General features: G+C 38.7%; 13 protein-coding genes and 1 pseudogene. 6 read left to right on the top strand and 8 right to left on the bottom strand.

The annotated features are described in order from the left end of the window. The first annotated feature begins 94 nt into the window (after positions 1-94). The 6 genes from trmD (at position 95) to ACFILH_RS07065 (ending at position 5,370) form a co-directional block, all read left to right on the top strand. Positions 95-793, top strand: a complete 699-nt coding sequence (gene trmD / locus ACFILH_RS07090) for a tRNA (guanosine(37)-N1)-methyltransferase TrmD (protein WP_273790059.1) — start codon at positions 95-97, stop codon at positions 791-793. Between the two features lie 209 nt (positions 794-1,002). Continuing rightward, complete coding sequence (gene rplS / locus ACFILH_RS07085; protein WP_273790058.1) at positions 1,003-1,443, top strand: 50S ribosomal protein L19; 441 nt, start codon at positions 1,003-1,005, stop codon at positions 1,441-1,443. Positions 1,444-1,918: 475 nt separating this feature from the next. Next, positions 1,919-2,320: a succinate dehydrogenase, cytochrome b556 subunit gene (sdhC, locus tag ACFILH_RS07080; RefSeq protein ID WP_254492571.1), complete on the top strand. Its 402-nt coding sequence runs from the start codon at positions 1,919-1,921 to the stop codon at positions 2,318-2,320. A gap of 18 nt (positions 2,321-2,338) precedes the next feature. Next, positions 2,339-2,725 carry a succinate dehydrogenase, hydrophobic membrane anchor protein gene (gene sdhD, locus ACFILH_RS07075; protein ID WP_273790057.1) on the top strand — a complete coding sequence of 129 codons (387 nt, stop codon included), beginning with the start codon at positions 2,339-2,341 and terminating at the stop codon, positions 2,723-2,725. Positions 2,726-2,731: 6 nt separating this feature from the next. Then, positions 2,732-4,576: a succinate dehydrogenase flavoprotein subunit gene (gene sdhA, locus ACFILH_RS07070; protein ID WP_273790056.1), complete on the top strand. Its 1,845-nt coding sequence runs from the start codon at positions 2,732-2,734 to the stop codon at positions 4,574-4,576. Positions 4,577-4,590: 14 nt separating this feature from the next. Next, entirely contained in the window at positions 4,591-5,370 is a 780-nt protein-coding gene (locus ACFILH_RS07065; protein WP_273790055.1) for a succinate dehydrogenase iron-sulfur subunit, read from the top strand. Positions 5,371-6,753: 1,383 nt separating this feature from the next. Here the strand turns inward: ACFILH_RS07065 and ACFILH_RS09460 are convergent. The 8 genes and pseudogenes from ACFILH_RS09460 to ACFILH_RS07030 all read right to left on the bottom strand — a co-directional run. Next, positions 6,754-7,559 (bottom strand): annotated as a pseudogene (locus ACFILH_RS09460) (integrase); the annotation flags it as partial. A 1,120-nt stretch (positions 7,560-8,679) separates the two neighbouring features. Further along, the gene (gene virB11, locus ACFILH_RS07060) at positions 8,680-9,741 is read right to left on the bottom strand and encodes a P-type DNA transfer ATPase VirB11 (RefSeq protein ID WP_273790054.1); all 1,062 of its coding nucleotides are present in this window, start codon (positions 9,739-9,741) and stop codon (positions 8,680-8,682) included. Beyond that, entirely contained in the window at positions 9,716-10,873 is a 1,158-nt protein-coding gene (gene virB10, locus ACFILH_RS07055; RefSeq protein ID WP_375659826.1) for a type IV secretion system protein VirB10, read from the bottom strand. The genes virB11 and virB10 overlap by 26 nt, the downstream gene beginning before the upstream one ends. Then, the gene (gene virB9, locus ACFILH_RS07050) at positions 10,873-11,682 is read right to left on the bottom strand and encodes a P-type conjugative transfer protein VirB9 (RefSeq protein WP_273790052.1); all 810 of its coding nucleotides are present in this window, start codon (positions 11,680-11,682) and stop codon (positions 10,873-10,875) included. The genes virB10 and virB9 overlap by 1 nt, the downstream gene beginning before the upstream one ends. A 13-nt stretch (positions 11,683-11,695) precedes the next feature. After that, positions 11,696-12,397: a virB8 family protein gene (locus ACFILH_RS07045; protein ID WP_273790051.1), complete on the bottom strand. Its 702-nt coding sequence runs from the start codon at positions 12,395-12,397 to the stop codon at positions 11,696-11,698. Beyond that, on the bottom strand, positions 12,394-12,537 hold the full coding sequence (locus ACFILH_RS07040) for a TrwH protein (protein ID WP_273791747.1): 144 nt from the start codon (positions 12,535-12,537) through the stop codon (positions 12,394-12,396). The genes ACFILH_RS07045 and ACFILH_RS07040 overlap by 4 nt, the downstream gene beginning before the upstream one ends. A gap of 494 nt (positions 12,538-13,031) precedes the next feature. Next, entirely contained in the window at positions 13,032-13,175 is a 144-nt protein-coding gene (locus ACFILH_RS07035) for a TrwH protein (protein ID WP_273790050.1), read from the bottom strand. A gap of 285 nt (positions 13,176-13,460) precedes the next feature. Then, on the bottom strand, positions 13,461-13,730 hold a 270-nt coding region (locus ACFILH_RS07030), incomplete at its 5' end, for a type IV secretion system protein (protein WP_375667580.1).

Raw genomic sequence — 13,730 nt, 5'->3', positions numbered from 1 at the left:
AGGAGATTCAATTTAACGCTATAGCGTTAAAAATCTTGTTTGTGCTATTTTTGCTATTAAGAGTCTGTTTAAGAAAATAAGGATGAGAAATAAAATGAAGTTTCAGGCGCGCGTTTTAACCCTTTATCCTGAAATGTTTCCTGGTTTTTTAGGGTATTCTTTAGCAGGGCAAGCTTTAGAGCGCGGAATTTGGTCACTGGAGACGGTACAGATTAGGGATTTTGCTTTAGACAAACACCATAGCGTTGATGATAAACCTGCTGGTGGGGGGGCGGGTATGGTAATGCGGGCGGATGTATTGGCGGCGGCTCTTGATTGTTGTCCACAGGATTCGCCAAGATTGTTGATGAGTCCACGTGGGCGCCCTTTTGACCAAGCTTACGCGCATAGCTTGGCTCGTGATACGGGTGTAACGTTAGTTTGTGGACGTTTTGAAGGGGTTGATGAGCGAGTCATAGAAGCACGAGAATTAGAAGAAGTTTCTATTGGTGATTATATTCTTTCAGGGGGTGAAACAGCCGCATTGGTTATCTTAGATGCTATTATACGTCTTCTGCCTGGAGTGATGGGGAATGCAGCTTCTGCAAGGTGTGAAAGTTTTGAAAATGGCTTGCTGGAACATCCGCAATATACACGCCCTTCTCTTTTCGAAGGGCGGGGTATTCCGCCTGTATTGCTCTCAGGTCATCACAAAGCGATCGCAGATTGGCGTCAAAGCCAAGCCGAATTGTTAACACGTCAACGTCGCCCTGATCTTTATGCGCGTTATGATAAAAATCATCAGAAAACTTGATTCATATGATAAGGTAGTGTATTGCATGGCTCTCTTTTTAGAGAGTTTTTTATAAAAGGTTTTCTGTAGTTCCAAAATTAAAATGAAGGAATGGTGTATTCGCTCCTGTGTAAGACATAGCCTAAAGAGCTCCTTATTCTTAATAAAGGCTTTTTTGGTAAGAGTTGAGCGCTCTGACTGTTCGATAAAGAACATGAAGGATAAAAGAAATGAATATTATCGCACAACTTGAAGCTGAACAATGTGCAAAAATTGAAGAAAAGCGCCAATTTCCAGCCTTTAAGCCAGGAGATACAGTTCGTGTCATGGTGCGTGTGACGGAGGGTACGCGGACGCGTGTTCAGGCTTATGAAGGTGTTTGTATTGCACGTTCAGGCGGTGGGTTGAATGAGACCTTTACAGTGCGCAAGATTTCTTATGGTGAAGGGGTGGAACGGGTGTTTCCTGTTTATTCTCCGTTGATTGAAGGTGTTGAGCTGGTGCGCCGTGGTAAAGTGCGCCGTGCAAAACTCTATTATCTTCGTGGTTTGAGAGGTAAAGCTGCGCGTATCGCTGAAAAGAGAGATTATCGGAAAAAAGCTGAAAAGGTTATTGAGAAAGTAGAAGCAGCATCTGTCAGCACAGATGTTGAAAAGAAAGTTGCTGAGTAAAGATTATATCGGCTAAACTTTATGCAAAAGCGGCTTTTATGCCGCTTATTTGTGTCTTTCGTGATTCGTTTTGCCTTTTAAAAGGCTTGGAGGGGACATAAAAATGTTTAATCTATCAATTTTTTCCTCTTTTTATCCTTAATCATGGGTGCAATTTAAGATACCATTGCATATATCATGGATACTCAAAAGGATAAGTTTAATCTGAAAAAATTTCTGTTTATATTTGAGAAAAGATGTTAGACCTTTGACGTGAAGATAAAATTGTATTAGATTAAAGCAAGTTTTGCGGATCATATCCGTGGAGTAATCGGTTTTTTTATGCGTGACCTTTAATCCGTTATTTGAGACAACCGACCTGTAGTATCGGTATCTTGAGATGCCAAACAAGTGAAAACGAGAGAATATATTTAGTCGTTTTGCGCGAACTTTCTCGTTCATTGCGGTTGCAGTAAAAACCAGGTCAGGATATTTTATGACAGAGACAACTAGGATAAAAGAGCGCCCTCGTTCCCCTCATATAAGTATTTATCGTTGGACAATTACTATGGCTATGTCCATTGCACACCGCATTACGGGTATGGCACTTTATGTTGGAACGGTTTTTCTTGCTGTTTGGTTAATTGCTATTGCGTGCGGGGAGGAGGCATTCAGAACGGTTCACGAGATTTATAGTTCTTGGTTTGGATTGTGTATTTTGTTTCTTTATACTTTGGCAGGGGTTCATCACATGGTTGGTGGTGTTCGCCACATTGTTTGGGATCTGAAACCTTGCCTTTTGGCAAAAGAAAAGGCAACAGTCACTGCTTGGGCGACAGTGTTTATTTCTCTTATTGTTACTTTTGCGATTTGGATTATTGGATATACCGTTGTTTAGCTGGGGGTGAAAAGAGATATGAAAAAAGATTTTCGAACGGAACTTGGAAAAGTACGGGGGCGTGGCAGTGCTCATGAAGGAACAGAGCATTTTTGGCTAGAACGTTTGACAGGGTTTATCAATCTACCACTTTTGATATTTTTTATTGTTCTTATTCTTTCGCTTGTGGGAAAGGACTATAGCATTGTGCGTGCAAGACTTGCACATCCTATTGTTGCTATTTTGATGGGATTGATGACTTTTTCGGTCCTTTATTATATGAAACTTGGTATGCAAGTGGTGATTGAAGATTATATTCCACGTGAAGGTTTCCGGATATTCTTTTTGACGTTAAATATTTTATTTTGTTTTCTCATAGGTGGTATCATTATTTTTTCTCTTTTGAAAATTGCATTAGGGGGTTAAACAAATATGGCGGGTACAGGATCATCTCTGGGCGCTAAAGCAGGTAACGCCCCTTATCGCACTGTAGATCATAAATTTGATGTTGTTGTTGTTGGGGCAGGTGGTGCAGGATTACGTGCAACATTGGGTATGGCGGAACAAGGATTAAAGACAGCTTGTATTACGAAGGTTTTTCCAACGCGCTCACACACGGTTGCAGCACAAGGGGGAATTGCTGCATCGCTTTCAAATATGGGACCTGATAATTGGCAGTGGCATTTATATGATACCGTGAAAGGTTCTGATTGGTTGGGTGATACCGACGCAATGGAATATTTGGTGCGTAATGCTCCTGCTGCTGTGTATGAATTAGAACATTATGGCGTTCCTTTTTCGCGGACGCAAGAAGGCAAAATTTATCAGCGTCCTTTTGGTGGACATACGACACAATTTGGTGAAGGTCCACCTGTTCAGCGTACTTGCGCAGCCGCTGATCGTACAGGCCACGCCATTTTGCATACGCTTTATGGACAAAGCTTAAAGCATAATGCGCAATTTTTTATTGAATATTTTGCACTCGATCTCATCATGACGGATGGGGTTTGTACGGGGGTTGTGGCATGGAATCTCGATGATGGTACAATACATCGTTTTTCTGCTAAAATGGTTGTTCTTGCAACCGGTGGTTATGGACGCGCTTATTTTTCCGCGACATCGGCGCATACCTGTACGGGTGATGGTGGTGGAATGATCGCACGTGCTGGATTGCCACTTCAGGATATGGAGTTTGTGCAATTCCATCCGACAGGGATTTACGGTTCTGGCTGCTTAATTACAGAAGGAGCTCGTGGTGAAGGAGGCTATTTAATCAATTCTGAAGGCGAACGCTTTATGGAGCGCTATGCACCTTCCTTTAAGGATTTGGCTTCACGTGATTTGGTTTCGCGTTGTATCACACTTGAAATTCGTGAAGGACGTGGTGTTGGACCTAAGAAGGACCATATTCATTTGGTTCTCAACCATATTGATCCTGCAATCTTGCACGAGCGTTTACCGGGAATTTCGGAATCAGCTCGGATTTTTGCAGGTGTGGATGTAACAAAAGAGCCTATCCCCATCTTGCCAACGGTCCATTATAATATGGGTGGGATTCCTACCAATTACTACGGGGAAGTTCTCAATCCAACGGCTGATTCGCCTGATCGTATTCAACCAGGGCTGATGGCGGTAGGAGAAGCAGGATGTGCTTCTGTTCATGGGGCTAATCGCTTGGGGTCAAATTCATTAATTGATCTTGTGGTGTTTGGTCGTGCTGCTGCCATTCGCGCGGGGGAAGTTATTGATCGGAATGCAGAAATTCCACCCCTCAATGAAGAAGCTGTTGACGAAATTATAGCGCGTTTTGATCGTTTACGTTTTGCACAAGGGGCGATACCAACAGCTCTATTGCGTGAAAAAATGCAGCGCACGATGCAAGAAGATGCGGCAGTATTCCGTACAGAAGATTCTTTGCAACAAGGATGTCAGCGGATGAATAAAATCTGGGGGGAATTGTCGGATCTCAAAGTCACAGATCGTTCTCTGATATGGAATTCTGATTTGGTTGAAACATTAGAGCTTGAAAATCTCATGGCGAATGCAATCATGACTGTTCATTCTGCCGAAGCACGTTTAGAAAGCCGTGGCGCTCATGCTCGTGAAGATTATCCAGAGCGTGATGATAAAAACTGGCGTAAACATACGCTTTCACATTTGTCAAAAGAGGGTAAGGTGACATTATCATATCGACCTGTCCATGTGGACCCATTAACATCTGAAGCTGATGGTGGGATCGATTTAAAGCGCATTGCACCTAAAAAACGGGTTTATTAAGGGGAGAATGAAATATGGTACAAATTAAGCTTCCCAAAAACTCTCAAGTAAAACCGGGAAAGGTTTGGCCTAAACCTGAAGGTGCTACAAAGCTGACGGAATTTCACGTGTATCGTTGGTCGCCTGATGATGAGGAAAATCCTCATTTAGATACTTATTATGTGGATCGTTCTGCTTGTGGTCCTATGATTCTTGATGGGCTTTTGTTTATTAAAAACCATATTGATCCAACTTTGACACTTCGTCGATCTTGCCGTGAAGGCATCTGTGGTTCATGTGCGATGAATATTGATGGAACCAATACATTGGCTTGTACCAAAGGTATGGATGATGTAAAACACCCCATTAAAGTCTATCCTTTGCCTTCCATGCCGGTTGTTAAAGATTTGGTTCCTGACTTGAATCGCTTTTATGCGCAACACCGAGTTATTGAGCCTTGGTTACAAACAGTTTCTCCTGAACCTGCAAAAGAATGGTTACAAAGTCACTCCGATCGCCAAAAAATCGATGGTCTTTATGAGTGTATTTTGTGTGCGTGTTGTCAGACTTCATGTCCAAGTTATTGGTGGAACGGTGATCGTTATTTGGGTCCCGCTGTTTTGCTTCAAGCTTATCGCTGGATTGCGGATTCACGTGATGAGATGTGTGGTGAACGTCTTGATAATTTAGAAGATCCTTTCCGCCTTTATCGTTGCCATACGATTATGAATTGTGCGCAAACTTGTCCAAAGGGATTAAATCCAGCGAAAGCGATTGCTGAAATTAAAAAACTCATGGTTGAACGCCGCCTTTGAAAATTTACTGATTGATGAAAATAAAGCGCAAGGTGGAAAATTGTATCTCCTTTTAGCAATTAAATCTCTAAAAGAAGATCGGCTGCTTATGGGGGCGCAGTAGCTATAATCATTCTAAAAGTGAAGTAATCCCTAAAAAGTTAAGCAATTCTTGCAATGGCTGAGCAGAAAACTCATAGTTGAATATTATCTTTGAAAACTGACCTTTTAACGAACAGTAAAAAGAAAAATAGAAAATTGTGCGTGTTTTTTGTGCCTCTTTGAGGCTTAATATCTAAAAATTTATTGGCTTCTATGAGGCGGTTAGCATAGTTATTATTGCCTTTAAAAAGGCATTAGTCTTTCGAGTAGACTATACTTTAAATAGCGTTCTATGTAAAAACAATAAAATCAATATGCTATGTGTTTTTATTTTTATTAAATTATTATCATAATTTATATTTTGATGCAGATTCAATTAATCATTTTTTATAAAAAATGATAACTCTGTATAAATATAGAACAAAAAATAAATGCTGATACAAACATTAAACGCATGTAAATTATTTAAATGAAATACACAGGAGTGATTATTATGACAGTTCGTCATTTTACGACACATTTATTATAATATCGAAAACATTGCTAATATTCATGGATTAGGAATTTTTGATAAAAGCATTATATATAAAGGTCATATTTTTTATTTTAAAGATTTTATTGTTAATCGCATTAAAAAACAAAATTTATAGTTCTCAAAATGGAGAACGTAAAATCCCTCTCTTTTGTGTAGAGATAATCATACAGTTAAGGGGGCTGTAATTTAAAACTATTGTAACGTCATAGATTTAAATTCATTAAAGAGAAAATAAGACGTTTTTAAAAAATATCAAATTTATAGTTTTTTCCAAAAATTTAGAAAACGCTAGTGAGAATTCTAAGAACACGTGTTGCGAATGTGGAATAGGGATGTTTATAGGTTCGTTTGAGTTGAATGAATTCAATCATCAAAGAAAACATGTTGTGTTTTTATGAGTTTCATAGGTTTTGATTTTATATGTTTTTATCTATAAAAAATAGAGGTTTCTAGGTTTAGGTCTCATTTATTATGTTAGGGGATTTCATTTTTTCTTGTATATATGCTGAAGAAAGTTATTTAAGCAGTAAAAGTGTTTTTTATTTTATTTTTTAGCATAAAAGATATTTCTTAACATGAAAGAGAGGTGTCCAAGTATTAACGGTATAATCGGTCATTGTTTTGATATTTATTCTGTTGTGCTGTAAAACACTATCTTATTTAGGATGTGGTAATTAAAGTGGTTAGAAGGTGAAATCTGCTAGGCGAGGAGGCGGATAATTTGCAGCTCAGTGCGTGTAAAAAGCTTCACCCTTTGAGGTGTGATAGGTGGAGTCTGTTAGCCAATTACGTAAACTAGAGCGAAATCTACGTGGACAGGTTTTCAGACTAATCTCTCTTATATATTGTGATAGGAAACTCACATTAATAAGGACCACGACCGGTTGCAGAAAAAAGAAATCATTGCGAAAAAACAAGCACGCTTGTTTTAAAATTTTTAATGCTTCTGATCATAAGGGTATGCTGAAATCTCCTGTAGTATTACGCAGACCTTTTATATTCTCAAGCCAAGAATTGTCCATATATCCCCTTCAATCTGATTTTCACGAATTGATGCAAGGGATGGTAGAAACCTCTGTAAGAATAAGCAGACGCAAAGCCAGTTGTATCATTATTGTTGCTTTGCAGAGTGTTTGATAAAAATCTGGAACATTTCTCCAATTCATTGCCTGTTCATTAATGACTTTATGGCGTTGTTTTTCTAAAAAAGCTTTTGCTGTTGCAGCTTTTACTTACCAGATGGGAATTAAGAGTATTACGTATCTCTCGTTGGCGTAATCTTTGAAATCGGTATACAGCCTCCTAATTTGAGGAGAATATGAAGCTGTAAAGGTGCAAACCAGTTTCTATTTTGCCGTCATTTTTTAGTTCAGTTTTATGACTTTCAAAAGTATCTAGAGTAATGTCTTTTAAATAATAGAGATTATGCATTGCTTCACGCTTTTGTTTCTCTCGTTTTTTAATAAGATCACAATCCTTATACAAAACAGAACGCCCCAACCCAAATACACCTGGCTTGTCAATTTATGCGCTTGTTTTAAAGAAACCTTTCTTTAAGGAGCCCCCAGCTCATTTCGCGACAGTGCTCGTGGATGGTATAATGGTAAAGCTCCGATGAATAATATAAAATTTATAGAGCATCTCCATTTTTACACTTCATAAAAGAGAAAGTTGGGTGCCATTAGACACTTTGCAAACTCCCAATGTTGCGACAGTTTTTGGCATTTTGGATGGTTTATAAAAGGTATTTTTAGTGCTTTTTTGTACAGTTTCATTCTATACGGCTTTATTCGCTTGTAATGTGCAAGAGCATGGTTTTGGTTAATAGACAGCTTTGAAATGAGAGAATCTTACGGTACTAAGATCTTTTATCCAACACGCAAAATAATGAACACTCTTTATAAATCAATGTGACGTGGCTTAAGAAGAGGGATTGTATATCTGTGCTTTTAGGAATTTTTGCTTTTTGAGGTGCAGAGAAGAGAGCAGGAATATTCAGAGAGTAGAGCTTACCTGTGTAGTCTATGGATATCCTCTTTAGGATGGGGACATAAGCTACGTGATATGGTTAGCAAAGCTTGCTTAAGAGAAATTTAGTTGTTTACGAACAGCCGTAGGTTAAGAATCTTTCTTCGTCCGAAGAAGACGTCGATATGCCACTATACTTTTTATTACCAAATAGAATGTGGTTTATGGATGCTAAATCGAAATGATAGTTTATTTCGTATGAGGTTTTCCGTATCTGGAGATTGTTTGGTGAAAAAACATATTTATTAATCACTTGAAAATAGCGCTTAGAATTTTTAAACGATAAGTTTTGGTCTTGATGACGATAATTATTTATTATGATTGAAAGGACCTGTTTTACGAAGCTTTCATTGATATGCGAATCAAAATTGCTTCTTTTCTTTTGTTGAAATATTTATTTTATAGCTATTTTTTTGCATTAAACATACTTTTTCAAAAGATAAATGGGAAGAATGATCAAAGGTAAGAGAATAGAGAGAGCCTTATGTATAATTTGGTTTTCTCGTAGAGTTGTTGTCTATTAACTTTTTTCTTCTTTTATTCATGAAGAGTGTAGAAGATCCATTGGAAAAGAAAAGAGAATAGGAAAAGTTAAATAAATAGCCGTAACAACTAGTTACGGCTATTGTTTGTTTGTATCATCTTACCGAGAGAGGAAGCTTCCCTTAAGCGATTTTTGATTTAGCAAAAATTGGGTCGTAAAAGACTTCAGAGAGTTTTCTATCTTTAAAGAACAACACTACGTCAACTGTTGTATAGAGAACGATTTTTATCATTTCTAACTCGAGTTGCCGGCCAACTTCTGATCTTTTAATCAAGGTGGCACATCGTTCAAATGTCTGCAAAGCGCTGTTGGCATGCGTCGTTGTAATCGATCCGGGATGGCCAGTGTTGAGCGAATTGAGATATTCCCATGCTTCATTGCCTCGCAATTCAGCGAGAAAAATTCGGTCGGGCGACTGACGCATACACGCATCTAGACACTCTTCAGCTGAAACACGGCCTACATTGTTACCATAAATCATATGTACATGATTGGGATGATTGGGTAGAAAAAGCTCATGAACATCTTCAATTGTGATAATACGCTCCTCTACAGGAACCTTTTCAATTAAAGAGCGGGCAAATGTTGTTTTACCAGATCCTGTTTTACCTGCAATAATAATGTTGCGTTTGTGAAGGACGCATTCTTGTAAAAATTCAAGAATTTTTCCATCACGTTTATGTTGCAAAAGTTGAACTTCAAATGGTTCCAACCGTGTGAAGTCCTGCTTCGATAACAAGTTATTGGCTTCTTTTGCTGAAGGCTTATTAAAACTTACATCAGAAAAATCGTCAAATGCCCCTTCTTCTTTGAGTTCTTCTAACGTCTTAACTACAAGAGAATGTTTACGAATTACAAAGGAAAGAGCACCATCAACAACAGCTGGTGTTTGTATAATTGTACCACGTTGTCCACCAGGCAAGAGCACATAATTAATACTTCTGGGAGCCATACCGTTATAAACGATAATAGCTGTAATAAGCGTTTGCAAAAAAGTGGTTGTTAACTCTGGTACGCTATGTACTTGCCAACCCTTAAAGCTTTTCGTCCATACTTCATAGGGGCGGCAAATCGATAATTCAGTGATCGTGGGATCTTCTAAGAAACAATCAAGCGGTTGCAGAAGCTGAAAAACTGCTTGATCTTTCTGTATCGGGTTAACGTGTGACGAGACTGTAGACATTGCTGAAATCCAGATCACGAGCAACAAAAATATTTACTCGTTCGCCTTGGTTTTTGTAAAGTGTTGGTGTGATATTGATGGAATTTTGAAGAACATCGATTGCTATAGATTCAGCATTCTGAGCATCTTTATTTTGTGAATTCTCTTTATTTTCTTTGCTGCTTTTATTAACTTTTCCTCTTACCCATTCTCCTAAATCACCGATAATGCTTACCATAATTGCACTACCAAATCTCTCCCAAAAATGTCTGTCAACCCAGCCACCAATACCCGCTTCACCTAGAGGACCTGTGCCTGGTGAGTCAAGATTGACAACAACACCAGAAGGCGTTTCGATGCGTAACCATTGCACAAACACGCGCGTTTGTCCTTGTTGTATGCCACTTTGGTAAAAACCAACGACTTTAGAACCACGGTCAAGCAAAACAACACGTCCACTTGTGGAATAAATATCGCGTGTTAAATAGCACGTCGTCATTCCGGGTTGTGATGTAATGATCTTTGTTTCTAACGTACAATCTATTTGCGTTCCTTGTGTAATCAAAAAGTCACGGTTACGAAGTTGCATCGCATGTGATTGACCTAAACGCACGGGCTGAAGGTTATCAAATAATACGCCATTACCTGTATCATTATTCGATGCTTTATTATTCGTATCTGTAGATCCTTCGCTACCACCGTTGTTAAGGCTAGAACTGAGCATACGTTTGCGTGCTAATTCTTCAGAATCTTGGAGCATATGTGGAGGAATGGCTGTTTGAAGAAGCTTACTCAAGGCCGGTGGAATATCTAGGTTTGAATCTTCTATTTGTGTTGATTTTTCTGCTTCTTCTACAGTCTTTGGCTCTTCTATAATCCGAGGGACGTAGTTTGGTATAATTTGCTGTACTATTTGTTGTGGTTTTTCTTCCTCAACTTCCACGGTATTACGCATTGTAAAAGCTTTCCAAGTCAATGCAATCGGTATCGTTACTATGACAATAAGTCCTACCACTAACAATGCACGGGTACCTGGAATTGTCGGACGACGTTCAGAACCTAGTTCGGACCCTCCATAGGCACCTTCAATATGTTTTTGCTCGACGTTGTCCAGTTTTGTACCTTTTCCCTCTCCTTCCTTATTGTCAAACATCATTTTCCTCCTTTATTGATACGATAAACCACCGAAGATACTGTCCCTGTTGTGTTTGGTACGCCGCCATTGGGGTCATAGGCTTCATTAAAAACAGCTAGAGCGCGTTTACCAAGCCGTATGAGCCATTTAGGATTGACCTTATGAACGGCGATAATATCATTAGAACTGCCGATAACGGTGCGTGGTATTAAGCTTTCATTTCCTTCAGCATCTACGACATAAATCGATGGCATATCCATGTTAGCGGGAAATTTGAAATAAGTAATACGCCCATTGTCCCAAGCATTTATCGGAGCAATATCTTGGTGACCGCTCATGGTATAACTGAGATTATAGCCGTTGACGCTTTGGTGAAAACCACGTTCAATCGCAAGGCGTCGATTGTTTTCTTCTGACTTTTCATCGTTTGAATCGGGATAATGGAAAGCCAATTCATAAGTTGATCCCGCACGGTCATTCCGAAACTGTAGTCGGAATTTGTAACTCCGTTTGTCAGTTACAACGATGAGATTGGTATTGGCAAGCTCTGCTTTTGGTTTAATAAAAATATGCCGCCCTTTATGAGCAAAGGCATAGGCTTCAGAATCGCCAAAGGCATGAGTTATATACTGTTCACCTTCTTCAAGAATAATATGTGTTGCCACACCAAGAACTGTTTCAATTTGAACCACATCGGCTTCGTTATATGTTATATAGCGAATGCGGTGATCATATTGTGAATTTGATGGACTTTTGAGCGCCTGCACAGGTACCGTATAAAGAGAAGAAAACGAAGACAATAGAACAACGAACGCAAGTTTTTTCATAACAATCAATTCCTTAATCATTCAACAGTATTTCTGGGTCAGAACGGTAACTTGTTACTTGAAAACCAAGGGGGTTAAGCAATCGATCAGATGATTTCATGGGTGCACCGATATAGGTGTAACCAATTGTTGCAATCTGGTGCTGTTTTGGTCCAGTAGCAGCACCGTTGCTGTCAAGTTGCTGAGTCGTAAAACGTACAGTTGCTTGACCGAGTCCATTAGGCTGGATTGATCGTACTTTAACTGTGATACGTGCTTTGTTGGAAAGCACTTTGTCCCGTGCATTTTCTCCATCATAGATTTTATAATATTCTTGTTGAACAGATGCCGCACTTAAAAGTGCGGTTGTGTCATAGTTCAGTTGAATGGTATCGTAGTCGTAAGTTTCGCGGTTAAGCACATATTGGTTTAGCCAATACCTATCTACAACTTCACCATAGCTTTCTTCGTGTTCACGCATGATTGAGATAACATCAACTGCACCCGTCGTATTATCAACGCGCAATACTAAGGGAGTTGGAGCTGGTTGAGAAAATCCAACAACTCCACATATCATACCGAATAAGCCAAAAAGACCCACAGTACTCGCGACACGCCATGCCGTTCTGCGCGACCTTATAAATTCATTGATAAGATCACGTTCTAAGCCACGGCTTTCTTCATAATAACTTCTAAGTTGTTCGGCTTTCACTGGTTTTGCTTGTTTTGTTTTCATCTGTCTCCTCGCTTGATTTCGGCAGGGATTGTTTTATTAATAGGCACTCGGTTCCTATCATTTGGCTGTTTTAGCTTTGGTGCTAAAGCACAAGCCGATAAAAGGTTTGCAATCAAAATTACAAGAATGATCGACTTCATTTTAATATGACTCTTTTTATTGTTATATACNGCTTCTGGCTCTTTGAGAAAAAAACTAGAAAAGTCTATTTTCTGAGGTCCAGTTTTCTGACTCTTTGTTATAGCTTGATAGGCTTTTTCTGTTTGCGAAATTTGTTCTTTTTTTAACTCAAGCTGTTTTTTTAAGAGCTCAATAATTTCCTCTTTTTTTAAAAGCTGAAGGATTTCCGAATATTCTGCTGATAGAGCAGGTTGTGGCGTTGAAGCAGGTTGTGGCGTTGAAGCAGGTCGCGACTTTTTAGGTGATTTTGGCTTTGTTTTACGTCTAACTTTAACATCTCTAGTGCGTGTTGAATCTGACAAGCCATAATATGTAGTATATATTCGACCGTCTTTTGTTCGGTGGATTCCTTTGTTATTTCTATCATACACCACATCTTTGCTATTTGCATATGCTGGAGCTAGATTCAGCATTCCCCAAAGGGTGATCATTCCTGTTATAATAAATCGCTTTTTCATCTGTCTCCTCGCTTGATTTCGGCAGGGATTGTTTTATTAATAGGCACCCGGTTCCTATCATTGGGCTGTTTTAGCTTTGGTGCTAATGCACAAGCCGATAAAAGGTTTGCAATCAAAATTATAAGAATGATCGACTTCATTTTAATATAACTCTTTTTATTGTTATATATATCCTGATATTTGTTGTCATTATTATTATTTTGAACATAAAGTAAAGTNATCCTGATATTTGTTGTCATTATTATTATTTTGAACATAAAGTAAAGTACGTTGTGTGTAATTATTTTACTTTTTTATTCTATTTTAATTTATAAAAACAGCTCAATTCAGTGCGAATATTTTTTACTGTAGGATTGGATATTCTTGTTATTTTGTCATATGGATATTAGAGGCTTCTGTTACGGGAACCATTGCTTTTATATCCTCTAGTTTCTATGCCTCCATAGATGTCCGAATGTAATGCCTTTTGCGAGAGAATTGGCAACGCTTGATAGTTTGAGTAATAGCATGATGGATATAATGGACAAGATGAGAACTCCCCCAAACATGAAGCTTATATTCTGGTTGTAATCGAATTTCATATCGCTCAAATAGTTTGCAAAGATATTCATCATCAGATTAAATACAGTGGCTAAGAGTAGAAAGAGGATTATATAATTGACGACTTGGATTATCCATTGCTCGAAAAGGCGATG

The sequence above is a fragment of the Bartonella sp. CL435QHHD genome, from assembly GCF_042195095.1.
Taxonomy (GTDB): Bacteria; Pseudomonadota; Alphaproteobacteria; order Rhizobiales; family Rhizobiaceae; genus Bartonella.
Note: the sequence above shows the minus strand (reverse complement) of the source record. Positions and strands in the feature narration are given on the sequence as shown.